Source organism: Roseibium hamelinense (assembly GCF_007830545.1).
Taxonomy (GTDB): Bacteria; Pseudomonadota; Alphaproteobacteria; order Rhizobiales; family Stappiaceae; genus Roseibium; species Roseibium hamelinense.
Window position 1 is genome coordinate 160,737 of record NZ_VLLF01000007.1, and the last position, 22,661, is coordinate 183,397.

The 22,661-nt window shown below is 55.8% G+C and carries 23 protein-coding genes and 1 tRNA gene; 19 read left to right on the forward strand and 5 right to left on the reverse strand.

What is annotated here, in order from left to right; translation table 11 throughout:
- Nucleotides 1–807: 807 nt before the first annotated feature.
- The gene (locus JM93_RS14735; RefSeq protein ID WP_145344831.1) at nt 808–2,115 is read right to left on the reverse strand and encodes a UDP-glucose dehydrogenase family protein; all 1,308 of its coding nucleotides are present in this window, start codon (nt 2,113–2,115) and stop codon (nt 808–810) included.
- Between the two features lie 417 nt (nt 2,116–2,532).
- Here JM93_RS14735 and JM93_RS14740 point away from each other — a divergent pair, with 417 nt between their 5' ends.
- The 4 genes from JM93_RS14740 (at nt 2,533) to JM93_RS14755 (ending at nt 8,282) form a co-directional block, all read left to right on the forward strand.
- Nucleotides 2,533–4,188, forward strand: coding sequence for a DUF4214 domain-containing protein (locus JM93_RS14740; RefSeq protein WP_145344834.1), 1,656 nt, complete (start codon nt 2,533–2,535; stop codon nt 4,186–4,188).
- 218 nt (nt 4,189–4,406) lie between these two features.
- Nucleotides 4,407–6,095, forward strand: a complete 1,689-nt coding sequence (locus tag JM93_RS14745; RefSeq protein ID WP_145344837.1) for an Ig-like domain-containing protein — start codon at nt 4,407–4,409, stop codon at nt 6,093–6,095.
- Between the two features lie 148 nt (nt 6,096–6,243).
- Nucleotides 6,244–7,527 (forward strand): amidase family protein, encoded by a 1,284-nt coding sequence (locus JM93_RS14750; RefSeq protein WP_145344840.1) that lies wholly within the window; start codon nt 6,244–6,246, stop codon nt 7,525–7,527.
- Nucleotides 7,528–7,742: 215 nt separating this feature from the next.
- A complete protein-coding gene (locus JM93_RS14755; protein ID WP_145344844.1) occupies nt 7,743–8,282 on the forward strand; it encodes a GNAT family N-acetyltransferase in 540 nt (179 codons plus the stop codon).
- Nucleotides 8,283–8,358: 76 nt separating this feature from the next.
- Here the strand turns inward: JM93_RS14755 and JM93_RS14760 are convergent, their stop codons facing one another.
- Nucleotides 8,359–8,970, reverse strand: a complete 612-nt coding sequence (locus JM93_RS14760) for a phage tail protein (protein ID WP_208995195.1) — start codon at nt 8,968–8,970, stop codon at nt 8,359–8,361.
- A gap of 324 nt (nt 8,971–9,294) precedes the next feature.
- Entirely contained in the window at nt 9,295–9,654 is a 360-nt protein-coding gene (locus JM93_RS14765) for a DUF6916 family protein (RefSeq protein ID WP_145344847.1), read from the reverse strand.
- Between the two features lie 281 nt (nt 9,655–9,935).
- Here JM93_RS14765 and JM93_RS14770 point away from each other — a divergent pair, with 281 nt between their 5' ends.
- Nucleotides 9,936–10,376 (forward strand): hypothetical protein, encoded by a 441-nt coding sequence (locus JM93_RS14770; RefSeq protein ID WP_145344850.1) that lies wholly within the window; start codon nt 9,936–9,938, stop codon nt 10,374–10,376.
- Between the two features lie 25 nt (nt 10,377–10,401).
- Here JM93_RS14770 and JM93_RS14775 read toward each other — a convergent pair whose 3' ends face one another.
- The gene (locus tag JM93_RS14775; RefSeq protein WP_145344853.1) at nt 10,402–10,704 is read right to left on the reverse strand and encodes a hypothetical protein; all 303 of its coding nucleotides are present in this window, start codon (nt 10,702–10,704) and stop codon (nt 10,402–10,404) included.
- Nucleotides 10,705–10,928: 224 nt separating this feature from the next.
- Between JM93_RS14775 and JM93_RS14780 the strand changes: the two genes are divergently transcribed.
- Complete coding sequence (locus tag JM93_RS14780) at nt 10,929–11,369, forward strand: tyrosine-type recombinase/integrase (protein ID WP_145344855.1); 441 nt, start codon at nt 10,929–10,931, stop codon at nt 11,367–11,369.
- Nucleotides 11,370–11,424: 55 nt separating this feature from the next.
- On the opposite strand, the gene JM93_RS14785 is transcribed toward JM93_RS14780, so the two are convergent.
- Nucleotides 11,425–11,499, reverse strand: a tRNA-Thr gene (locus JM93_RS14785).
- A 679-nt stretch (nt 11,500–12,178) separates the two neighbouring features.
- On the opposite strand from JM93_RS14785, the gene murA reads away from it, so the two are divergent.
- The 13 genes from murA to JM93_RS14845 all read left to right on the forward strand — a co-directional run bounded on the left by murA (nt 12,179) and on the right by JM93_RS14845 (nt 22,610).
- Nucleotides 12,179–13,468, forward strand: a complete 1,290-nt coding sequence (gene murA / locus JM93_RS14790) for a UDP-N-acetylglucosamine 1-carboxyvinyltransferase (RefSeq protein ID WP_145344858.1) — start codon at nt 12,179–12,181, stop codon at nt 13,466–13,468.
- Nucleotides 13,469–13,641: 173 nt separating this feature from the next.
- Complete coding sequence (locus JM93_RS14795) at nt 13,642–14,088, forward strand: DUF2948 family protein (RefSeq protein ID WP_145344861.1); 447 nt, start codon at nt 13,642–13,644, stop codon at nt 14,086–14,088.
- Between the two features lie 46 nt (nt 14,089–14,134).
- Nucleotides 14,135–15,430 carry a histidinol dehydrogenase gene (hisD, locus tag JM93_RS14800; protein ID WP_145344864.1) on the forward strand — a complete coding sequence of 432 codons (1,296 nt, stop codon included), beginning with the start codon at nt 14,135–14,137 and terminating at the stop codon, nt 15,428–15,430.
- A gap of 19 nt (nt 15,431–15,449) precedes the next feature.
- Nucleotides 15,450–15,950: a UPF0262 family protein gene (locus tag JM93_RS14805; RefSeq protein WP_145344867.1), complete on the forward strand. Its 501-nt coding sequence runs from the start codon at nt 15,450–15,452 to the stop codon at nt 15,948–15,950.
- Between the two features lie 5 nt (nt 15,951–15,955).
- Nucleotides 15,956–16,408 carry an arsenate-mycothiol transferase ArsC gene (locus JM93_RS14810; protein ID WP_145344870.1) on the forward strand — a complete coding sequence of 151 codons (453 nt, stop codon included), beginning with the start codon at nt 15,956–15,958 and terminating at the stop codon, nt 16,406–16,408.
- Nucleotides 16,409–16,439: 31 nt separating this feature from the next.
- Nucleotides 16,440–16,850 (forward strand): GNAT family N-acetyltransferase, encoded by a 411-nt coding sequence (locus tag JM93_RS14815; RefSeq protein ID WP_244300851.1) that lies wholly within the window; start codon nt 16,440–16,442, stop codon nt 16,848–16,850.
- Between the two features lie 34 nt (nt 16,851–16,884).
- Nucleotides 16,885–17,046, forward strand: coding sequence for a hypothetical protein (locus JM93_RS22170; protein WP_244300852.1), 162 nt, complete (start codon nt 16,885–16,887; stop codon nt 17,044–17,046).
- A gap of 101 nt (nt 17,047–17,147) precedes the next feature.
- Nucleotides 17,148–17,366, forward strand: a complete 219-nt coding sequence (gene infA, locus JM93_RS14820) for a translation initiation factor IF-1 (RefSeq protein ID WP_006939340.1) — start codon at nt 17,148–17,150, stop codon at nt 17,364–17,366.
- Nucleotides 17,367–17,405: 39 nt separating this feature from the next.
- Nucleotides 17,406–18,032 carry a Maf family nucleotide pyrophosphatase gene (locus tag JM93_RS14825; protein WP_145344873.1) on the forward strand — a complete coding sequence of 209 codons (627 nt, stop codon included), beginning with the start codon at nt 17,406–17,408 and terminating at the stop codon, nt 18,030–18,032.
- 54 nt (nt 18,033–18,086) lie between these two features.
- On the forward strand, nt 18,087–18,278 hold the full coding sequence (gene yacG, locus JM93_RS14830) for a DNA gyrase inhibitor YacG (RefSeq protein ID WP_145344875.1): 192 nt from the start codon (nt 18,087–18,089) through the stop codon (nt 18,276–18,278).
- A gap of 208 nt (nt 18,279–18,486) precedes the next feature.
- Entirely contained in the window at nt 18,487–20,097 is a 1,611-nt protein-coding gene (locus JM93_RS14835; RefSeq protein WP_145344878.1) for a bifunctional metallophosphatase/5'-nucleotidase, read from the forward strand.
- 192 nt (nt 20,098–20,289) lie between these two features.
- The gene (locus JM93_RS14840) at nt 20,290–21,687 is read left to right on the forward strand and encodes a tetratricopeptide repeat protein (RefSeq protein ID WP_145344881.1); all 1,398 of its coding nucleotides are present in this window, start codon (nt 20,290–20,292) and stop codon (nt 21,685–21,687) included.
- Nucleotides 21,688–21,695: 8 nt separating this feature from the next.
- Nucleotides 21,696–22,610 (forward strand): FecR family protein, encoded by a 915-nt coding sequence (locus tag JM93_RS14845; protein ID WP_145344884.1) that lies wholly within the window; start codon nt 21,696–21,698, stop codon nt 22,608–22,610.
- Nucleotides 22,611–22,661: the final 51 nt, after the last annotated feature.

Sequence of the window (22,661 nt, forward strand, 5' to 3'; positions counted from 1 at the left end):
AAACACACACCCGCTGATGAGTTGTTCCGGAGCCGTCGATAAAACGAGCACCGGTCATATGCGGTTCTGTGGCCGCTAGTTGGGGCATTGCACGTGCCAGTATTGTTGTTGAGTAAGCTTAAGACGCTGGATTATTGAAGTTGGTTGAACATGAACGCTCCCGCTTGGGTCCGGGAGGACGTTTTCCAACATTGGGTCTGAAAGTCGTCATAGTTTAGCCCCTACCGCTTCGACTGCCGCCTGTCAGGTTTCCGATTCTTTCCTGATCTGATCGGCTTCCGTCGTCCGCCTACGTTAACCATTGTTAACCAATTTTTTGGTTTTTGGAAATTTTTAACGGTTTTTTCAATGAAAAATTCAGCAAGAGGTAAGTAACGCTATTTTCTTGCCGAGTGCAGAAGAGGTGCTTGTTAGAAATACAGCGATTTATCCGGATTTTTGCTTTGATATATCTGTCAAGAAATCCGGTGAGGATAACGGGGAAAATCTGGTGAAAATTTCCGAGCCCAGATTTGAGTTTTTCCCAAAATACGAGAGTTTCCGCCAAAGCTGTTGAGAACACTTGATGCTTTGCCGTGTGCACTCATACCTTGAGTGTTTTGGCATGGTGATAATTAGCCGGAGAAAGAATATTTTGAGCCTTGAGCCACCCTCGAACGATTACTATCAAGTGTGGCGGATTGACGCATATTGGAAAAAATAGCCTTGAATGATCCGCATGTGCCCGGGGTGCGCTTGACAAGCCCGTTAGGGATTGTGGCGGAACGAGTAAGGAATTGTTACAGGCTGAAGGCTACGGGAACGGCGCTAGTACGAACGTCCAACGCTGGTGTACCGGAACCCGCGGGCGGTCATGTCGCCGGGGTCATAGATATTCCGTAGATCAATGACGTTCGGCACCCGCAAGCTCGAAATCACCCGGTCAAGATCAAGCGCTCTGAACTGGTCCCATTCGGTGACGATCACAAGGGCCTCCGAATTCTCGATTGCGTGATAGGGGCCGTCACAGAACAATACATTTTCCATGATGTGCGCGGCCTCGCCCATGCTGGCCGGATCAAAAGCGCGAATGTGCGCGCCGGACGCTTGCAGCTTGGACACAATGTCGATGCTCGGGGCGTCACGCATATCATCCGTGTTCGGTTTGAAGGCCAAGCCGAGCATGGCGATGGTTTTGCCGGAGACGTCCCCGCCCATGAACTCGATCACCTTGTCGGCCATATTCTTCTTCCGTGCCGCATTCACTTCGATGACCGAATTGACGATTTTCAGCTCAACACCGGCATCCGTCCCGATCCGCGAAAGAGCAAGCGTGTCTTTTGGAAAGCAGGAGCCGCCATAACCGGGGCCCGCGTGAAGAAATTTTGAACCGATCCGATTGTCGAGGCCAATGCCGCGGGACACTTCCTGCACATTTGCACCGACGGCCTCGCACAAATCTGCAATCTCGTTGATGAAAGTGATTTTCGCGGCAAGAAAAGCATTGGCCGCGTATTTGATCAGCTCCGATGTACGGCGTTTTGTCACTATTATAGGTGTCTCATTGAGATACAGCGGGCGGTAGAGTTCGCGCATGACCTTGACCGCTTCGTCGCTGTCCGTCCCGACGACCACTCGGTCGGGGCGTTTGAAGTCATTGATCGCGGCGCCTTCGCGCAGAAATTCCGGGTTTGAGACGACCGCGAAGTCTGCTGCAGGATTCGTCCGGCGGATGATCGCCTCGACTTCATCTCCGGTGCCGACCGGGACCGTGGATTTAGTGACAACCACGGTGAAGCCTTCCAGGAGGCCGGCGATCTCCTCCGATGCTGCATAAACATAAGTGAGGTCCGCATGGCCGTCACCGCGCCGGGTCGGGGTGCCTACCGCGATGAAGACCGCATCAGCGGCCCGGATGGCTTCGGCTGGGTCTGTGGTAAAAAACAGTCGTTCCTCATCCACGTTCTTGGCGACCAATTGCTGCAGCCCCGGCTCATAGATCGGGATCTCGCCATTGTTAAGGGCGTCGATCTTTGCTGCGTCCTTGTCAATGCAAGTCACCACGTGCCCAAAGTCAGCAAAGCAGGCTCCTGAAACCAGCCCAACATAGCCGGTACCGATCATTGCTACACGCATGCCCAAATCCTGTTGTTTTCAGGCGCGACGCTCCACCTGATGTGGCACGCCCTTAAAAGACTGGTGAGGAAATCCCCGATATCCGCGTCGCTTAGCATGAACCGGCTCGAAGTTTCCATAAGGGAAAATCCAAAAACCGGGGATGGCGGATGAATCGGGTTTCGCCAGTATTTTTTGGCAGGGAAGCGTAGTGCGGATGCCAAAACGAAGACTGTTCGTAGGCCGCCGTAGCTCCTTGGGTTTGTTTTCATTGGACTTTGGGCGTTGGTAGCCGGTTCCGAAAGGGTATTTTCGTTTAAAACCCATGATTAATTTCCAGAAACAATGCATTCCCTTAGGGAGGTCCGTGATGTGAAGCACAGAAATATTCGGCCTCAGGTGTATTTTTAACATGTGTTTTAGCCATAGGAGGAGAAGATGCCAAACACAAATACACCTACCGATGAAGACGATTATGTATCTGGAACAAAAGGTGCAGATGTTCTTACTGGTGGGGCTGGTAAAGACCAGTTTTCATTTCATACAGATTACCCAAACGACTTTAATCGTGACACTCTGGATGACGGTGACCGCATAACAGATTACGAGTTTGAAGAGGACATCGACATCACGGGTGTCAGGCTCGTCGATTCCAACGTTTCGCTTGAATACGATGCTACCAACAATCAGACGCGGCTCAAGCTTGACCTTGACAAGGACGGAACCGTTGACCGGACCATCATTCTTGACGGCGACAAGCGTGGTCAGCTTCAAGTCGATGCCAATTGTTGCACGACCCCGACAACAACGATCAAGATCAAACAGGCTGCGCAAACCAACGTGACATATGTTGAGCCGCCTGAAACCGATGCGACCATGATTGACCTGGAAGACATCGGATTTCACGAAGGTACGGACGGGATCGACGTTATTTTTGCGCTGGCAGGAACCGATGTTGTCTTTGCAGCTGCCGGAGCCGACACGATCATCGGCGGCGATGGCGACGACACTTTGAATGGCGGTGACGGGCCCGATCTGATTAGCGGCGGCCGCGGTAATGACACGCTGAATGGCGATGCCGGTAATGATGAACTGCATGGCGGTCTTGATGATGATACGCTGAATGGCGGTGCAGACAATGATTACCTGGCCGGTGAAGAAGGGGCCGACACGCTTAATGGCGGTACCGGTAACGATACCCTGCGCGGAGGAGCCGATGCGGACACGCTGACTGGCGGCGAGGGTGATGACACTTTCGTGTTTTCACCAGGTGACATTGCAGCGGGCGAAAAAATCACCGACTACGAATACGGCGAGAAAATTGACATTGGCGGGATCTCCAACGGTAACCAGGTCAAGCTGACAGCGAATGGCACTGGGTCGACCCTTGAAATGGATCTCGATAATGACGGCACGTTCGAAACACAGCTCGGTCTGGACGGTGTTACTGGCGGGACGATCGTCGTGCTACCGAACGAAGGAGGGCTGCGCATCTTGAACCAGCAAGCCGGTACAACCGGAGACGACACGGTACAAGATACAGACACGGCATCCTATTTTGTCGGGGGGGCAGGTTTCGACACCTTTGTCACCGAGTTGCATTCTTCAGATGCATTTGTCGATGACTGTAATGATCTCGTTTACGTCAACAACTTCGGTGAGCGTGATCTGTTGAAAGACTTTGAAGCAGTCGTTTTCTCCGATGCGACCGTTCGCCTTGACACGGATGGCAGTGCTGGACAGTGCTACCGAGTTTACCAAGCCGCGTTCGATCGGACGCCGGACGCTGCCGGGGTCGGCCACAACATCGGACTGATGGATGCAGGGATGTCTTTGAAAGACATGAGCAGTGCGTTCATCGGCTCGGCCGAGTTCACCGAAACATATGGTGCCGACACGACCGACGCAGTGTTTCTAAATGCCCTGTACAACAACGTGCTGGACCGCGATGCGGACGACGAAGGCCTTGCCGGATGGCTCTCGCGGCTTGAGGACGGGTCATGGGATCGCGCGGACGTTCTCGTTGGCTTTTCGGAAAGCGCCGAGAACCAGGCAAGCGTATCGGACGCCATTGCCTGTGGCATCTGGATATGATGTGCCAATGGAAACTGTATTCGGGACGTTGTATTGAAATCTTTACGTCGGCGAACAAGGTTTTGTTAATGGAAATCCGAGTTCTTGTCTGTCGGACACACTTAACAAACCAGCCGTCCTATATAGCGTTCCGAACAGCTTGGAAACTAACCGGTTCGGCTTTCTGGAACCGGTCGAAATAAACTGCCGAACGCTTTGCAAAACTGACGGAGAGTAGAATGTCGAGCACCTTCGATGACGACAGCTACCCGGGCACAGCAATTGTTTTTATCCGCGTATCCTGGGGAAGTCAGACGTATGTCGGCACCGGGTTTTTAGTCGGACGGAACGATGTACTTACTGCATCGCATGTTGTTTACGATGAGCGCCTTGGCGGACTTGCAGATACAATCGAAGTCATTCCGTCATACGACCCATACGACAACTTCAATGAACCTGTCTATGAGCCCGTATACGCTGACTACTATACAAATTTCGACCCCGACAATGACGGTCTGATCTATACCGGTGACAACAGGTTTTCCACACAGGCAGGCAGCGAGATCGATATTGCCCTATTGTCCATGGATGTCGCATTGGGCGACACCTACGGTTGGTTTGGTATCGACTACAATGACGCGGGCGGATCTGTCGAGGTCCTCGGCCACCCGAGCGTCTACGATAACAGGCTCACCTATGACACAGGATGGGCGAACCTGGACCCGGTGGACGATGTCTTCAACATTGCGAGCAATCTGGAAATAAACGGCGGCAACTCCGGCGGACCGATCTACTACACCGGTGCGAACGGTCCGATGGCGATCGGCATAGTCTCCACCAGTGCAGGGGCGACCAGCATCGGTGGTCATTCGAGTTGGCTAGCCGATGCACTTATTGACAATGACCAGTATTTGACAGGAGGCAATTTCGCGCCTCAAGCCGTTTCAGATGCATATGGCACCAGTTATTTTAGTTCGATAACCATCGGTGCGCTGGCTGGTGTTTTGTCTAATGACACCGACGCCAACAACGACACTCTGTCCGTTCAGTCACACAATTATTCGGGTTCGGGCAGTGTTTCGGTCAATTCCGATGGATCCTTCACGTATACGCCCGGTTCCAGTTTTTCCGGGACCGACACGTTTACATACGTCGTTTCGGACGGAAATGGCGGAACAGATACCGGTACCGTTTCCATAACAGTCGCGGCGCCCGATGCGGTCGAGCTTCAGATAGCTCAATACTATGCCCACATACTCTTGCGATCTCCTACCTCGACCGAGATGGACAATTTCTCAACGCTCGTTGATACGGGAAACACAAGTTTGACTGGGGTAAGGGATACACTTGCCGGTTCAAACGAGGCCGTGACCTATGTCGATCAAGTGATCCGTTTGTATCAGTCTGCATTCAATCGGGTTCCGGACGCGGTTGGTATTGACGGCTGGGTTGACGGAATGAGTGCGGGGACGACGGATCTGTTTGCCGCCTCTGCCGGCTTCACGAATTCACAGGAGTTTTTGAATCTGTACGGGACGAATTCAGTCTCAGAAGCGTACCTCGCAGCGCTTTACCAAAACGTTCTTGGGCGTTCACACACAAGCAGCGAAATTGCCGCCTGGTTTGCGACAGGGCAGGCGGCCCACGAAATCCTCATAGGCTTTTCAAATTCTCAAGAGTTTCAGAACCGGTCAGCCGACGCCGTTCTCGCCATCAAGAAAGCCGCCGGTGACACTTCGGATCTCGCAAGTGTCTATGACGGAACCGGTCCGCTGCTGTCGGCGAGTGTAGCCCGCTCCTCACTTGAGGAAGTCAATCTTGTAGACAGTGAACCTGTGGGTTCAGGCCACTGGCAGGACGGGGGCATTTATGCAGATCCCATCGAGCGCATCGGCATCGTCGACATTGTGCCCGTTGAATTGATCTAGGAGTGTATGGTTCACACCCATTGCAGGTGGACTTGCGGCAAGATGAAAACAACCATAAGAAAACCGCGATGAGGCCGGGCAGTGGCATGGTTTGTTGTCCTTTGCCGGCCACGTAAAATCGGTTCTTTTTGGTGCAAGGCCTCTCACAATGACATCATCGTTCCCCTGGAGCTCGGATCGTGCGTTCGAGAGGCTTGGTGACACATTCAGCCGCGCTGACAACGACCCTGGTGCGCAAGCTGTGTTCACGAAACTCTTGCGCCGGCGTGGCAAACACCAGGCGCAAACGGCCCCGGAAAATCCACACTCGCTTGCCGGTGCAATCGTCTCGATCAAGGCGCTTTTCGATGTCGCGGGGGAAACAACCACATCCGGCGCAAAAGTGCTGATGGATGCGCCTCCAGCCACCTCAGATGCGGTGGTAATTGCGCGTCTGGACAAAGCGGGCGCGGTCTTCGCCGGTTTGACCAACATGTCGGAGTTCGCCTATTCCGGGCTTGGATTGAACCCGCATTTCGGAACGCCGCTCAACGCGGTTTTTCCCGGTTGCGCGCCGGGCGGATCCACCAGCGGCGGGGCGGTTGGGGTCGCACTCGGGCTCTGTGACATTGCGATCGGCAGCGACACTGGCGGGTCCTTGCGGATACCGGCCGCGTTCAATGGCATAGTCGGTTTCAAACCAACTCAGGGCACCGTTCCAATGACAGGCGGACGGCCGTTGTCAGACAGTCTGGACAGTTTCGGTCCAATGGCGCGCAGTGTTGCCGCCTGTGAGCTGGCCTGGCAGGTGATGGCGGGCACAGATCTTCAGCCGGTAAACAAACGGCCCTGCCGCCTTGTTGTGCCGGCAAACTTTGGCTTGTCTGAAATGGATCCGGTCGTTGCCGCAGGGTTTGAGCATCTCCGGCAGCGCTTGTTGGCATCCGGCCTGGAAATAGTCGAAAAACAATTGGTCTCGATAGATCTCTATGGGCAGGTGCCGCCCTGGCACATGACATCTGTAGAGGCGAGGGCGCACTATGAACGTTGTTTTCAGGACCGACCCCAGGACTTCGATCAACGCGTCCATGCGCGGATGGCGCGGGCAGATGAAATCTCAGCTGTCCAGTACCGCCAGACCCTAAATCGCCGCTCAGAGTTCATCGGCGCATTTTCTGAAGAGGTGTGGGACGACATCCTTCTCCTGCCGACAACACCAATTCTGCCGCCTGAAATCGACTCCTTGAAAGATGATGCAACTTTCAATCGTCTGAATCTGCTGGCCTTGCGCAACCCGTCACTTGTCAATGTTGCGGACGGATGCGGTATCGCGCTCCCGTTTGAGCACCAAAATTGTGTATTGAGCGCGATGCTCATTGCGCCGCACGGTCGGGACGAGACGCTGCTTGCTTGTGCGAAAGCGGTTGAGGCTGCATTGAGTGGGGAAGCCTAGCTTTTGCACTTTCCCGGTTCGGTGGTTTTGCCGTCACAAACCAACCCTGACGAGGGACCAAGTTTGAGCCTGTTCACCAGCGTTGCTCGGTGAAATCAGTTTGCGCCGGACAATTATCCGGGCCGCGATCCCGGGTATGCGCAAGGCGCCTTGATTTTCCACATATGCAATTGCTAGTTTTAATTTTTGAATTCTAACTCTTATAAGGCGTCAGCATGCTTCAGGGACTGAAAGCACTACCGAAGGGATTGTCGATGCGCCCGGCACGCCCGGTGGACGCGGCGTTTGTCCGGAAACTCGTCGACGACCGCTACACCGACCTGAAAAGCCATCCAAACCTTTCGCGTGATCAGTACGAACACCTCATGGAAATGCAGGTGATCGCACAGAGCAACGGGTACGGGTCTGCCTATCCAAATGCGATCTATCTGGTGATCGAGAAGAACGGCCAGCGGATCGGATCCCTCACGCTGGATTGGGAAGGCGGCAGCGCGCATGTCGTGTCTCTCGGTTTCGTCAAGAAAGCGCAAGGCAAGGGATATGGCCAGGTAGTTGTTCATGCCCTGAAGGAGGCATGCGTTCAATCGAAATGCCCGCTATCGGTCACTTGCTGGACGCAGAATCTGGGTCTCATGACCTATCTGAAAATGAACGGGTTTAAAGCGGAACCAGCGGAGCCGGACGCGGCCCAAATCCGCCTGTACTGGGTGCCGGCATCCGGCGCGCCGGCGAGAGAACCCGCGACGCCTGCCTGACGACAGCCGCGGATCCTTGGCAAGCGCCACAGCAAAAAACTGCGGCCCTTGCAATCTTCAAGACCGCGAACAGGCCTCAAGTTCTGGATGGATAAATGCCTGAAATGCAGATACACCAGTTCACGGCCTGGACCGGCTGCATGATCGAGAACGCCTGCCCTCCTCCCGTCGAGCCTATTGCGGCAACCAAATCGAGAGACGACGTTGTGGAAGCTCCGGACAGCGCTACTGTTGTTCCGGCAAAATCCTTGGGAACATAGGCTGGCTGCGGCGCGCCGAAGGCCGGTCCCGCTCCGATATAGTCTCCGTCGCTTGGTATCGCTTTTGTCCCCTGCGTTGTTGAGGCACGGAATTCAGTTTGGCTTACCACTGATTTGGAGTCAGTTATGAAGTTGTGGTTGTGAACAGGCAGTTCCAGCATATTGAGTGCTTTGTATTCTTGTCCAACTTGGTCGCCGAGGCGCCAGAGTGAAAACCCCGGCTGTTGCCCGTAACCAACCGGTGCGCGCCCTCTCAACTCGGGCAGGGCGAAAACGGTTCGCCCGTCGCCGCCATAGGCTGTTCCAAGCAACGAGTACAGGGCGGTGTTTTGTGATATCGACACCAATTGACCAGAGCAAAACGCAAAATTGCGCGGCGCAAATCCGAATCCAAGGCATGCAAGCATGCCCAAATACTGGTCTTCCATTGTTTATCTCCCGATGCGCTCCGCCTTCACCGGCTTTTGAGCTGAACCTGAGGGGAGGCGCGGGCCTGCCGCGCCCTATGATTGCACGGCCATGGCAGGCCGCAGAAAGACTTGAAACAATCCGCCTTGTGCGATGTCCAAGACGGCAGATGTCCCCACGTTCCGGAAAACCCTTGTCAGCGGTGGTCTCCGCCAAGTGGCTCCGGTTTCTGTTTGCCGGTCTAGAGCATCGGGCGATTAGATGAAATCGCCCAAAGATGCTCGACCACTTCAAGAGCGATCAGCTTTGGGCGTGAAATCAATCCCGATTTAACGCCCGCTGATCTAGTTGAAACAGACTTCGAGATAGGCGTCTTTCAGCCCAAGTTCGGGTGGCAAAACGCGCGTCACGAGAAGCGGCCCGAGACTGCCGAAGCCTTCCTTCCGGATCATGTCCGACCCGAGGCCCGCGATATCCTGAAACTCAGGTCCGCCTTTGAACAGAACAGAGAATGGCATGCGCGCATGTCCGGGCAACCGGGCATGATCCTCGTTTTCCGTCACACTGACCAGAACAACGCTCTGGGCATCCTGGCCGGATACTATTTCAAACTCCGTCCCCACATGGTCCTTGAAATGATCGGCCGCCACGGCCGCCATATCCCTATCGCCTTCCCAAGGGGCGGTTTTGTCATCGTCAGGCATGCAAACTCTCCATCTGGTTGAAAGCATGGATTATGCACGCAAAAAGGCGTTGTGCGAGGAGTATTTGCTTCCCCAGAGAGTTCCGCCCTGACTGGAAGGTCTCGTCTCCAGCGCACCAACAACTCCTGCTCGGATGGGGGCGAAAAGCTGAAGGAATGGATTGAGGGGCTGGTGGACCAGGCCCCGAGGCTGGCAATGGTGATGAACCGAGGCGTTGCGCGGGCGGCAGGGTTTGATCCAGATGCGCGCAAAGAAGTGATGGGCCCGTATGGGGCGTATGAGTGGAAAGCGGAGTTCTTGTGATGGCGTTTTGCAGGTTTTCGGATGAGGACTACGGGTGCGACCTTTACATCTATGAGGATACGGATGGAGGGTATGTGACGCACGTGGCAAGCTTTCGGTATGATTGGAAGCCGCCGAAGCCCAGCCCGTATGATTTTGATTACATGAAGAAGGCGCATGAAAAGACGTGGAAGGCGCAGCTCAAGAAGTATCATGAGAAGCTGAAGCACGCGCGGCAGGTCACGATTGGATTGCCGTTTGACGGGCATACGTTCTGGGATGAGGATGTTGAAGAGGTGATTGAGAGGGTCGTGCTGCTGCACGACCTCGGATATCAGGTGCCCGAGTGGGTGGTGACGGCCCTGAAGAATGAGCAGGAGGATATAGATCGGGCGACGGAGGCGCTGGAGACAGGGCAGAGCCCGATCTGGGAATTGTAAAGGGGAGGCAGAAGCCTCCCCTTTTTCATTCGAGGCCTCGATCGCGACGGATTTTCTGGAGATCGCGCTGGTATTGACGCTCGCGCTCGCGGTCGCGAAGCTGGCGCTCGCGCTCTTCGTTCATGCCTTGGACCACGGAACCCCAGCCCCCGCTTCCGGTGGAATTTGAGCGCAGGTTCTGGTTTGTGATGGTGATCATGTCGTTGGAGGGGCCGCCTGTGCAGATGACGGTGCCGTCGTTGTAAGTGGTGCAGTTGTATTGGCCGGCGATAGCCGGCCCAGAGGGGGTGAGCAGAAGGGCGGCGGCGAAAAGGGCAGGGGTGCGCATGAGTGCAGCCTTTCGTGTGGGTGCATCCTTAGAGTGTGCGGTTTGGCCGGGGATTTCAAGGGGAGGGTTGGGGGGCAGACTCGAAATACCTGCAGGCGGAGGCGGTGCGGGGGAGGTGTTGCTTGGTGTGGGTGCCGAGAGCTCGGGCCTTGCGGCAGTGGGACTTGCCGGATTTGGCGGTGGTGTAAAACGTGCAGGCCGCACATTTGAGGCCGGAAGAGGGGATGGCGAAATGGGCTTGTCCGACGTGGGTCTGGGCGGGTAAGGACGGGGACAAGGACGATCCCGCCGATGACCTCGTTTTCTTGAAGGAAGATGGTGAAGAGTGGGATCGATGGATCATGCGGGGACGGATGCTCAAGCCGTCGCAGGCGGCAAAACTGGACCGTCCGGTGTTGCCGTATGATTTGAGGCACACGTTCGCGACGATGGCGACACGGAAGGGCGTTCACCCGGCGACGCTGCAGAAGATGATGGGGCATTCAAATATTGAGATGACGATGCGATACGTGCATGCGAATGAGGCAATGGTTCAGTCTGCGGTTGAAATGATGGATGAAGATAATTGTGCGGGGAAGGGCGGGACGGCAGCCCAGAGGACGGCGAAAAATGGCACAGGTCAGGCACACTTGACGGGTATATCCGCTCCGCCGGGGTTGGAATAGATTGAGATTTTGGCGTTACGTAATTGTATTGTTTATGTTTTTAGGCGGGGAAGTATGGTGCTGCCGGAGAGATTTGAACTCTCGACCTCTCCCTTACCAAGGGAGTGCTCTACCCCTGAGCTACGGCAGCGATGTGCAATTCAGTCATCAATATCGCGCGGGCGAGGGGGACTAAAATGCTGTTGCCGGTAAGCGGTGCCGACCGGAATGAGGCGGCTTTTGCCACACTTGTTTTCATCACGCAAGCGGTTGATGTGGCTTTTTTACGCTTTGGGGTGCGCTTCCCGGCAGGTCTGCCGATAGAAGCCCCTCTGCGGGCTTTCAAAGGGCCAGAGAGGCACCTTTGCGACGCCGTTTGCAAGCAGATCATTTGCGGGCTGGTTTGTGGATAACCTCTACGGCTTGATGGGGGATAGTGCTTGGCTGCGGAATTGGGTATCTAAAACCGACACGGATTCACAGGAGGGAGCGACGGGCGCATGACTGAACAGGATGACCGCGCAAACATCGATGGCAAAATCAGCGCCAAGTCTGCTCAAGCCTCTCAAAAGCAAGATAAAAGCATGTCCCGTGAAGACCGTCTTGCACAGGCTTTGAGAGCGAATTTGAAACGCAGGAAAAGCTCCGCAAAAAAGACCTCCGCCAAATAGGCTGAGGCCGCAGGGCCGCATTTGCAACTGCAGTGGACCGGCTTGCGCTGCTTGCCTTGCATGAGCCACATCTTGCGTGTAGATCGCGGCTCTGATTGGTTTAGGCGTCGGGCATCGCCGTCACGGGCACGCTTTTCAAAGCGCGGTAAGGTGGGATTAATGGACATCATCAAGGTTACTGGCGGCAACGAACTTAACGGTATTATTCCGATCTCCGGCGCGAAGAATGCGGCGCTTCCCCTTATGATTGCCTCACTTCTTACCGATGAGACGCTGACACTGTCGAATGTGCCACGCTTACGCGATGTGGCCCAGCTCACCCATATCCTTTCCAACCACGGCGTCGACTATGCCGTGAACGGCAAACGCAACGGCCAGCACCAGCTGGAGGGCCAAACGGTCAACCTGACGGCGCGCGAGATCGTCGACACTACCGCGCCCTACGAACTGGTTTCGAAAATGCGCGCCAGTTTTTGGGTGATTGGTCCGCTCGTGGCGCGCATGCGCGAGGCGCGGGTGTCGTTGCCTGGTGGTTGCGCGATCGGAACGCGTCCAGTCGACTTTTTCATCGACGGCCTGTCGGCGCTGGGCGCGGATATCGAGATTGAGGGCGGCTATGTGGTTGTCAAAGCGCCAAGCGGTCTGAAAGGGGCGCGTATCGAGTTTCCCCGTGTGTCGGTCGGCGCAACGCATACCATCATGATGGCGGCCGCCCTCGCTCAGGGGGAAACCGAAATCGTCAATGCTGCCCGGGAGCCCGAAGTGGTGGATCTGGCAAAATGTCTGAAAGCCATGGGCGCCAAGATCGAGGGAGAGGGCACGTCGACAATCAGGATCCAGGGTGTGAAGCGCCTGCATGGCGCGCATCATGCGGTCGTCCCGGACCGCATCGAGACGGGCACTTACGCAATGGCGGTTGCCATGACAGGAGGTGATGTTCTGTTGCAGGGCGCCCGCGAAGACCTTTTAGACAAGGCCCTTGAAACATTGCGGCAGGCAGGGACGGAAATCACGCAAACCGATGCGGGCATCAAAGTTTATCGGAACGGCAATGGAATTCAGCCGGTTGATGTGACGACCGAGCCGTTTCCAGGGTTCCCCACAGATCTGCAAGCCCAGTTTATGGCGCTGATGACAAAAGCTGGCGGTTCCAGCCAGATCACCGAGACCATCTTTGAAAACCGGTTCATGCATGTTCAGGAGCTTGCGCGCCTCGGTGCCAAAATCCATGTCGACGGACGCACGGCCACGATTGACGGAGTTTCGGAGTTGCGCGGGGCTCCGGTCATGGCAACGGATCTGAGAGCATCCGTATCGCTGGTAATCGCCGGGCTTGCGGCAGAAGGCGAAACCACAGTCAGCCGGGTGTATCATCTCGATCGCGGATTTGAGCGGCTTGAAGACAAGTTGACCAATTGCGGCGCAATAATCGAGCGGATCAGCGCCTAAAGACCGCCCGAAGATCTGGGCTGTTCCTTTGACGGGCGCAGCCGTCTCATTGCAAAAATCTGAAATCCCGGCTAGGGGATCGCTCTTGGAAAAACAGACAAGAGCGCCGAAGGAGTTGGGCCATCTGGCCATATCCCGACGCCTTGAAACCAGTTTGGATTGGGGAATAGATCTTGACGGCTTCAGACCAGCTCAAACTAGCGGCACTTGACGCGGAAGACTTGCAAGTTCTCTCGGCTTATTTGCAAGATGCAGTGATGATGGTTGGCGACATCCGCTACCTTCCTGCTGAAAACAAGGCAGTTTTCATCATGAACCGTTTCGTTTGGGAACGGCCGGAAGACAAGCGGACGAAAACACATGAACGGCGGCGCACTGCGCTTGCCTTCACACAGGTCAATGCGATGAAAGCGGCTCAGATTCGGCAGGATGCCAAGGATGGCGTGCTCGAGCTGCTGGCCATCCGTTATGAAGCGGTGGACGAGCCGTCTGGCCATATTCAGTTGGATTTTGCTGGCGGCGGGTCAGTGCGCCTTGATGTAGAATGTATTGAGGCACAATTAGCAGACCTCGGCGCTGCGTGGTCCACGCCGAACAAGCCTGCGCATGACCTTGACTGATCGCCCGCCGCTTTCCGAGATGTTTGAATACTGTTAGGAGCTCGTTTTGTCCCGACGTCTGTCCACTCAAGATGCCGACTTTGATATCCGTTTTGCTGAACTTCTTGGTGCGAAGCGGGAGGTATCCGAAGACGTTGATCAGGTCGTGCGCGAAATCCTGGATAATGTGCGCATCCATGGTGACGGTGCGCTTGTCGAGTACACGAAGAAATTCGACCGGTTGGAAGCGTCCTCGGTTGATGACCTGGTTGTAACCGACCGAGAGATGGATGCAGCACTCGAGAAGGTGCCGCTCGATACCCTGAACGCGTTGAAGTTGGCGGCGGACCGGATTCGAGCGCACCATCAAAAACAGCTGCCAAAAAACGACCGGTATAAAGACCATTTGGGCGTAGAACTCGGTTCCAGGTGGACGGCGATTGAAGCCGCGGGTCTCTATGTTCCCGGCGGTTTGGCCAGTTACCCCAGCTCGGTTCTGATGAATGCAATTCCGGCGGTGGTTGCGGGCGTCGAGCGGATTGCCATGGTCGTGCCAAGTCCCGGCGGGATATTGAACCCGCAGGTCCTGGCAGCAGCCCACATCGCAGGTGTTTCCGAAATTTATCGGATCGGTGGCGCCCAGGCTGTTGCAGCTCTTGCGTATGGAACCCAGTCGATCGAGCCTGTGTCAAAAATTGTTGGACCGGGCAACGCCTATGTTGCGGCGGCGAAGCGCCGGGTGTTTGGTACCGTCGGCATCGATATGATTGCCGGACCGTCCGAAGTGCTGATCATCGCAGATGGCCACAGCAATCCTGACTGGGTTGCGGCCGACCTTCTGGCGCAGGCTGAACATGATCCGTCGGCTCAGTCCATCTTGATCACAAATGACGAGCCGCTTGCAGACGCGGTTGCTCAGGCCGTTGAACGCCAACTGACAACCCTGCCGCGCCAGGACGTAGCCCGGGCAAGCTGGCAGGATTTCGGTGCAATTATCTGCGTAAAAACCCTTGAAGAAGCCATGCCGCTTGCGAACCGGATAGCTGCCGAGCATTTGGAACTTGCAGTTGCCGACCCGGAAAAACTCCTTGAGAAGGTCAGAAATGCGGGGGCGGTGTTCCTGGGGCATCATACACCGGAAGCAATCGGCGACTACGTTGGTGGGTCGAACCACGTCTTGCCAACCGCTCGGTCTGCGAAATTTTCTTCGGGTCTATCGGTTCTCGATTTCATCAAAAGGACATCAATCCTCAAGTGTACACCTGACAGTCTTCGGGCTTTGGGCCCAGCGGCGATCACTCTTGGTGAAGCTGAGGGGTTGACGGCGCACGCACGATCAGTAGCGATAAGGCTCAATCTCTAAAGAGGGGTAGACGCCTGACATGGACGAGGTGCGCGACGAGACCACGCAAACTGCTGGCGGCAAATTGGTGGACGTCATTCTCGACGAGGCGTCGATTGCCCGATCCACACCGGATGTGGAGCATGACCGGGCCGTTGCGATCTATGATTTGATCGAGGAAAATCATTTCCAGCCGGTTGGCCATCCGGTTGCGGAATACGTGTTGCGTTTGTCGGTTATCGAAAAGAAGCTGGTGTTTGAAATCCGGGATGGTCGCGGCGAAGCCGTGGTCACACATGTTCTTTCCCTGTCGCCCTTGCGCAAGATCGTCAAGGACTACGACATGATCTGTCAAAGCTACTACGAAGCCATCCGTCACGCCACGCCCAGTCAGATCGAGGCAATCGATATGGGACGGCGCGGTGTGCACAATGAGGGATCAACGATCCTGATGGAGCGCTTGGACGGAAAAGTTACGGTCGATATGCCGACGGCCCGCAGGCTGTTTACCCTCGTCTACGCATTGCACTGGAAGGGCTGACGCGGGTGGCCGGGCCGGGCACACGTCCGACGGCGGTTCTTTTTGCTTGCGGCATGAATGCCGTGCGCTCTCCCATGGCTGCCGGTATCACAGAGAAGCTGTTTCCCGGACAGGTTTATGTGCGGTCTGCTGGAGTCAGGCAAGGAAAGCTGGATCCGTTCGTTGACGCCGTGATGGCTGAAATTGGCATAGACATGAGCAGTCACTATCCGAAAACTTTCGAAGAGCTGGATGAATCCGGTTTCGATCTGGTTGTTACACTCGCGCCGGAGGCTCACCACAAGGCGCTTGATTTGACCCGAACCGAAGCTGTGGACGTCGAATACTGGCCAACAATGGATCCAACGCTTGCCAGCGGCAGCAGGGAGCAAATTATGGATTCTTACCGGTCCATCCGGGATCAGTTGATGATGCGCATCAAAAAGCGATTGAACTGGACACCGCCGCCAAGCGGGTGATACGCGGTGCCGGTTTGAACCGGGAGTTGAAATGTCCGAGCCTGTAGCGCCAATCCGAACACAGCGGCTTTTGTTGCGTCCCTTTGTGCACAGCGACGCGGATGCCTTGTTTGATTACCAGTCGCTGGAGGAGGTGGCCCGCTATCACTACTGGGAACCGCGGACCAGGGAAGAGATCCATCGGAAGTTGGACGACTGGGTGGAGATGAACGCGCTCAGTGGCGAGGGAACGCTGGGGTTCGCCATTTGCCGTGCGGACGGGGGCGGTCTGATCGGCGATATCTCCTTGCGGATTACCAACGCCGAGGCCGGCCAGGCGGAAATCGGTTTCTCGCTGCATCCAGGCCGTCAGGGCAAGGGCTATGCATTTGAAGCCGCGTCCGCTTTCCTGGAATTCGGATTCGGAACCCTGAAGCTTTTTCGGTCGATGCGACGCGCGTAACAACGGCTCCTGGAAGTTGATGGAACGCCTGGGAATGCGGCGCGAAGCGCATTTTAAGGAACATGCTCTTTTCAAGGGCAGTTGGGATGAAGAGTACTATTACGCGCTCTTGGCGCGCGAATGGGCAGCGGGCAACTGTCAAACCGCGTTTTCGACTGCGGTTGCAGAGCCTGGAACGTCTTTCAAACAGCCCTAAGAGTTTTCTCGGATAGGTTTGAAAGAATGGTTCACTTTCGAAGTCTAATCCGTTAGGTTCCGCGGCACCCGCGGGTTAGCCCGCAATATTCAGGATAAAATATGGCCAAAGAAGAAGCTCTGGAGTTTCCGGGCGTCGTGACAGAACTGTTGCCGAACGCGACGTTTCGGGTGAAACTTGAAAACGATCACGAGATTATCGCACACACCGCCGGCCGCATGCGCAAAAACCGCATCCGCGTTCTCGCTGGCGACAAAGTCCTTGTCGAGATGACGCCATACGATCTCACCAAGGGCCGCATCACCTATCGCTTCAAATAGGATTGCAGGCAACGTGCGCGTTGACCGCTTGACCGAGACATGACTGACGTGCCGCCCCTCATTCTGGCCTCGGCATCGCCACGCCGTTTGGCTCTTTTGCAGCAAATCGGCCTTGATCCAGACCATTTGATGCCGACCAATATCGACGAAACACCGTCGAAGTTGGAGACACCGCGCGCTCTCGCTCTCCGCTTGGCACGTGAAAAGGCGCTCGCTGCCCGCGAAATCGCTGATGCCGATATTGAAATGCGCCCATCGCTCATCCTTTCAGCCGACACGGTTGTTTCGGTAGGGCGGCGCATTTTGCCGAAGACTGAGTTGACGGACCAGGCGCTTGCTTGCCTGTCTCTGCTGTCTGGGCGCGGGCACCGCGTTTTCACGGGGCTCGCACTCAGCGAGCCCGGCGGCAAAATCAGGTCGAAGGTGATTGAGACCCGGGTGCGGTTCAAGCGTTTGTCGCGCAAAGATATGGACGACTACATTGCCTCTGGCGAGTGGCGCGGCAAGGCCGGCGGCTATGCAATTCAGGGCCTCGCCGGAAGTTTCGTCATCAAATTGGTCGGTTCTTACACCAGTGTTGTCGGTCTGCCCGTTGCCGAAACTGCGGCAATGCTGGAGGGTGCCGGATATCCGGTGCGCCGGAAGTGGACGGAAGCTGTTGTCTGATCGGCATGACGCTCCTGGACAGCGTTTGAATGTGTGTATCGCGGGAAAAGACCGATGACTGAGAAGACCCCGCAACGGCGGATGCGGCCCTGTCCGATTTGTTCGAAATTATCGACGCCGGAGGACTATCCCTTCTGCTCGGACAGGTGCGCCAAAATTGACCTGAATCGCTGGTTCAATCAGGGCTATACAATCCCTGTCGTCGAAACAGACGATATAGAAGACATAGAAGACCCCAACGAATAACCACCTTTCTCCGCCCGGGGCGGTATTGCGCTTGCCAAGCAATCTTCATTGGATTGTACTGATGCCGGGCAAACGGTGCGTTGGAAATCGGGTGCGCTTATCGTCAGAATTGCGTATCGTAGTCAACGTTAAGTTTTAATTGTGCAATCTGCGCGCGCCAGGGGCTCCGAGGGTGGCGCGCCGGATCGCTATTGTACGGTGAGGAAGCATGAAAACAGGTGTATTGGGCGTCGCAGCGTTGGTGACTTCAACGTTTCTGACAACGGCCGCGATAGCCGACTACTCCATCACTATATTGCATATCAATGATCTGCATTCGCGCATTGAGCCAATCAACAAATATGATTCGACTTGCGGTGCCGAGGATGATGCAGAAGGCAAGTGCTTTGGTGGCATCGCGCGCATCAAGACGATGATCGACCAGCGACGTGATGCACTGTATGCGGAGGGCCGCAACACGATTGTGATGGACGCGGGGGATCAGTTCCAAGGATCGCTGTTTTACACAACCTATAAAGGCACTGCCGCGGTCGAGTTCATGAATGACATCGGCTTCGATGTCATGGCTGTCGGCAACCACGAGTTCGATGATGGGCCAAACGGCCTCGCGAATTTTGTCGATGCGGCTCAGTTTCCGGTTGTTTCCGGAAACATCGATGTTGAAAACGAGCCGTCTTTGAAAGGCAAGGTTTCAGGAGTTTTGATTCTCGAAAAGGGCGGCGAGAAAATCGGCATCGTGTCGGCCCTTGCCGAAGATACTGATGAAACATCGGCACCGGGAGATGGCGTGCGGTTCATTCAGGCCGAGGACTACCTGAAAGGTGCGGTCGAAGCACTTGAAGCGGCGGGCATCAACAAGATTATCGCCGTCAACCACACAGGTTTGAACCGCGACGTGAAAATCGCCACCAGTGTTCCAGGCATTGATGTAATCGTTGGCGGGCATTCCCACACACTGCTTTCCAACACGCAGGACCGTGCCTCTGGTCCGTACCCGGTCATGGTCGAAAATCCGCGCGGGCAAATGGTGCCGATCGTGCAGGCCTACGCCTATGGCAAGTTCTTGGGTGAACTGGAAGTCACCTTCGATGATGATGGCAATGTTGTTTCCGCGCAGGGTGAGCCGATTCTTCTTGATGCGTCAGTCGCAGCGAATGAAGCCTTCACTCAGCGCGTGGGGGAGCTTGGTGCGCCGATCGAAGTCCTTAAGGCAAAGGTCATCGGTTCAACAAATGCAGCGATTGACGGAGCGCGCACGAGTTGCAGGGCAGGGGAATGCCAAATGGGCAATCTGGTAGCCGACGCAATGCTTGATCGTGTCAGGGATCAGGGCATTCAGATTGCGATTCAAAATGGTGGTGGGCTCAGATCCTCAATCGACGCCGGGGACGTCACCATGGGCGAAGTTCTGACTGTTCTGCCATTCCAGAATACACTGTCGACCTTTCAGTTGAAGGGGGCGGACATCATTGCAGCACTTGAAAACGGTGTTTCCCAGGTGGAAGACGGTGCGGGACGGTTCCCGCAGGTCGCTGGTTTGAAATTCAGCTGGACCCGCAAAAAAACGGCTGGCGAAGGCCGTATTCTCGTTGTCGAGGTGATGGAAGATGGTGCGTGGGTAACTCTTGACCCTGAAAAAACCTACGGCGTTGTTTCAAACAACTATATGCGGTCCGGTGGCGACGGGTACGATGTTTTCGCCAGCAACGCGATCAGTGCTTATGACTTCGGTCCAGGGTTGGAAAAGGTTCTTGCCGACTATATCGCTTCACATCAAGGATACGCTCCCTACACGGACGGGCGGATATCAGAGCAATGACCTCCTGAGTTCGCTGATTTTGCGATCCGGAAAAGGCGCGCCGCCCGGGTGCGCTTTTTTGTTTCCATTCGGCAACAGATGGGAGCGCAAGTTACCTGCTGGTATGGTTGTACCTCGACAACCCTGCGATTCCCTTTTAACAATCTTGGGTTAACAGCCGTGAGGTTTTTCGTGAGGGTAGCGATCCGCCACATGAATCAGCGTTTTCGGACAAGGGTCGGGTTTGCAGGCTTTCTGCGCGGCGCAGTGCTGGGGCTCATCGCCTGCGCTGGCGGAGGCGCGTTACTTAACGTTGCCTATGCTCAAGACGGAACCGGTGAGCAACAGACCCTAACCGCCGACGCGCTTGAAGCCCGGCAAGCAGCCTTGCTTCAGGTCATGCTCGAGAACCCTGCCGATCTTGATACGGCCTTCGATTATGCCGCCATTGCCGCACAAAACGGCGACTTCGAAGCGGCTATCAGCACTTATGAACGCATGCTGATCTATGCACCCGGTCTGGCTCGGGTTCAGCTTGAACTTGGCGTGCTTTATTACCGCTTGGGATCCTTTGAGACAGCCCGAAACTATTTTTTTTCTGCGCTAAGCGCGCCGAACGTCCCGCCAGAAGTCCAGCAGCGCGTTGAGACCTATCTGGCCGCTATCGATCAGCAGGATCGCAGGGCTCAATTCCGGGCCACGGTGGTTGCCGGTGCGCGTTACCAAACCAATGCGAATGCTGCCCCGGGCAGCCGCCGGGTCGATCTGAATGGGGGGACATTCATACTGGATGAAACCTCTACAGGCCGGGCCGACTATAACGGGTTTCTGGCTGGAAATGCCTATGCGTCTTATGACCTTGGCGCTCAGGGCGACTTACTTGAGGCGGATCTGATTTTTTACGGCGCCCGGTATGCCGATATCTCCCGGCTAGACACCGGCCTTGCTGAATTTACTGTCGGGCCTTCATTGAATATGAAGCGGTTTCGGTTCGATAATGGCCGCCTCGGGATCTACGGGATTTTCTCGGGAATACGGCTCAACCACGCCAACTATTCTGGAGCATTGGGTGCTGGAACCCGTCTGGCTTACGCGTTCGATCCGCTGACGTTGTTCGACGGAAAGCTCGAGTATCGCCGCCGCTGGTACAATGACACGGCAGAGTATCCAACGGTTTCCGACCGCAACGGGTATCAGATCAAGACCGCTATAACGGTGACCCGGCAGCTTTCTGGCTCATTCACGGCAAGAACACTGCTACTGGCAGACTTCGAGGAAACCGAAAAAGCCTGGACGCAAAGCTGGGAGGTGGGAGTCGGCTTTGGTGGGACCTATCAGTTTGCTTCGCCAATTGAAGCGTTGCCGAACCGGTGGTCGATCGACGTCGAGGCTGGCTACATCTATCGGAGCTACGACGGGCCCGACCCCTTAATCGATCCGACCGAAAGTCAAACCGACAACGAAGGCTGGATGCGGGCGGTATTGGCCGTGCCGCTGCGCAATGACGTGACGTTGGGCCTTACGGGCGAATTGCGGCGTCAGCAAAGCAATTATGATTTGGCAACTTACAACAATGCGTCGGCCATGGTGACCATCGCAAAATCCTTTTAGGGTGTCTCATGCAAGCCGCTCTTAGTCCTTTCCGTTTGCTGATCGTGGCTGCCGTGTGCTCCGCCGCTTGGTCCGCCCCACACAGTGCCTCGGCCCAGGATGTGGGCGTTGCGGCTGCGGTGAACACACAGGCGACCGGGACCGCGCCGGGACGGAGGGCAGCCACCATCGTCCTCGGAGACAACATTATCTACCGGGAGCGGATTCGCACCTCGGCGTCGGGATTGGTGCAGGTGCTTTTGAATGACGGATCGACGTTCACTGTCGGCGCAAATTCAGATCTGGTGATCGACGAGTTTGTCTACGACCCCAATGCCGGCAGCGGCCGGCTGGTCATCAGTCTGAGCAAGGGGGTCGCCCGGTTTGTCGGCGGAAAGCTCTCGAAGAATCCCGATGGCGTGACAGTCAATACACCGGTTGGAACACTTGGAATTCGTGGCGGCATCGCCAATATCAACCTCGACGGCAATGAAGGCGTGTTTTCCCTGTTGTATGGGGATGAGATCGTTTTCACCGGACAGGACGGCACGCGAAAGAGGGTCTATGAACCCGGCTACTCCGTCAGCAGCAGTAACGGCCTTGAACACCGGATCCGGCGGACCAACCCGGCCGACATCGGGCGGGTGAACGATTCGATTGCCGGACGTGTGGGGCAATTCGGCGGTGCGCCGCGGGTGCCGAATAACCGGGATATCGCGCGTTCGCTATTGCCACGGGTGAATTCCGATCTTGGGGTCGCCCTGACAGCCCCTCCGCGTCCGCCCGAAGCCGTTCGGTCGACTCCTTTGCGCAATGTCGGACCTGCGCTTATTCAGCCGAACCGCCTGGAGCAACAGCGTCTTCGGAACGAATTGGAAGGTCCGCCGCCCGACATGCCTGACTACCCGGATCTTCCCGATGAACCGGAGGTCGTTCCACAATAGTGGGCAGGCTTTGGCGCTACGAAAGGGCTTTACTTAACCTAACGGCGGCTT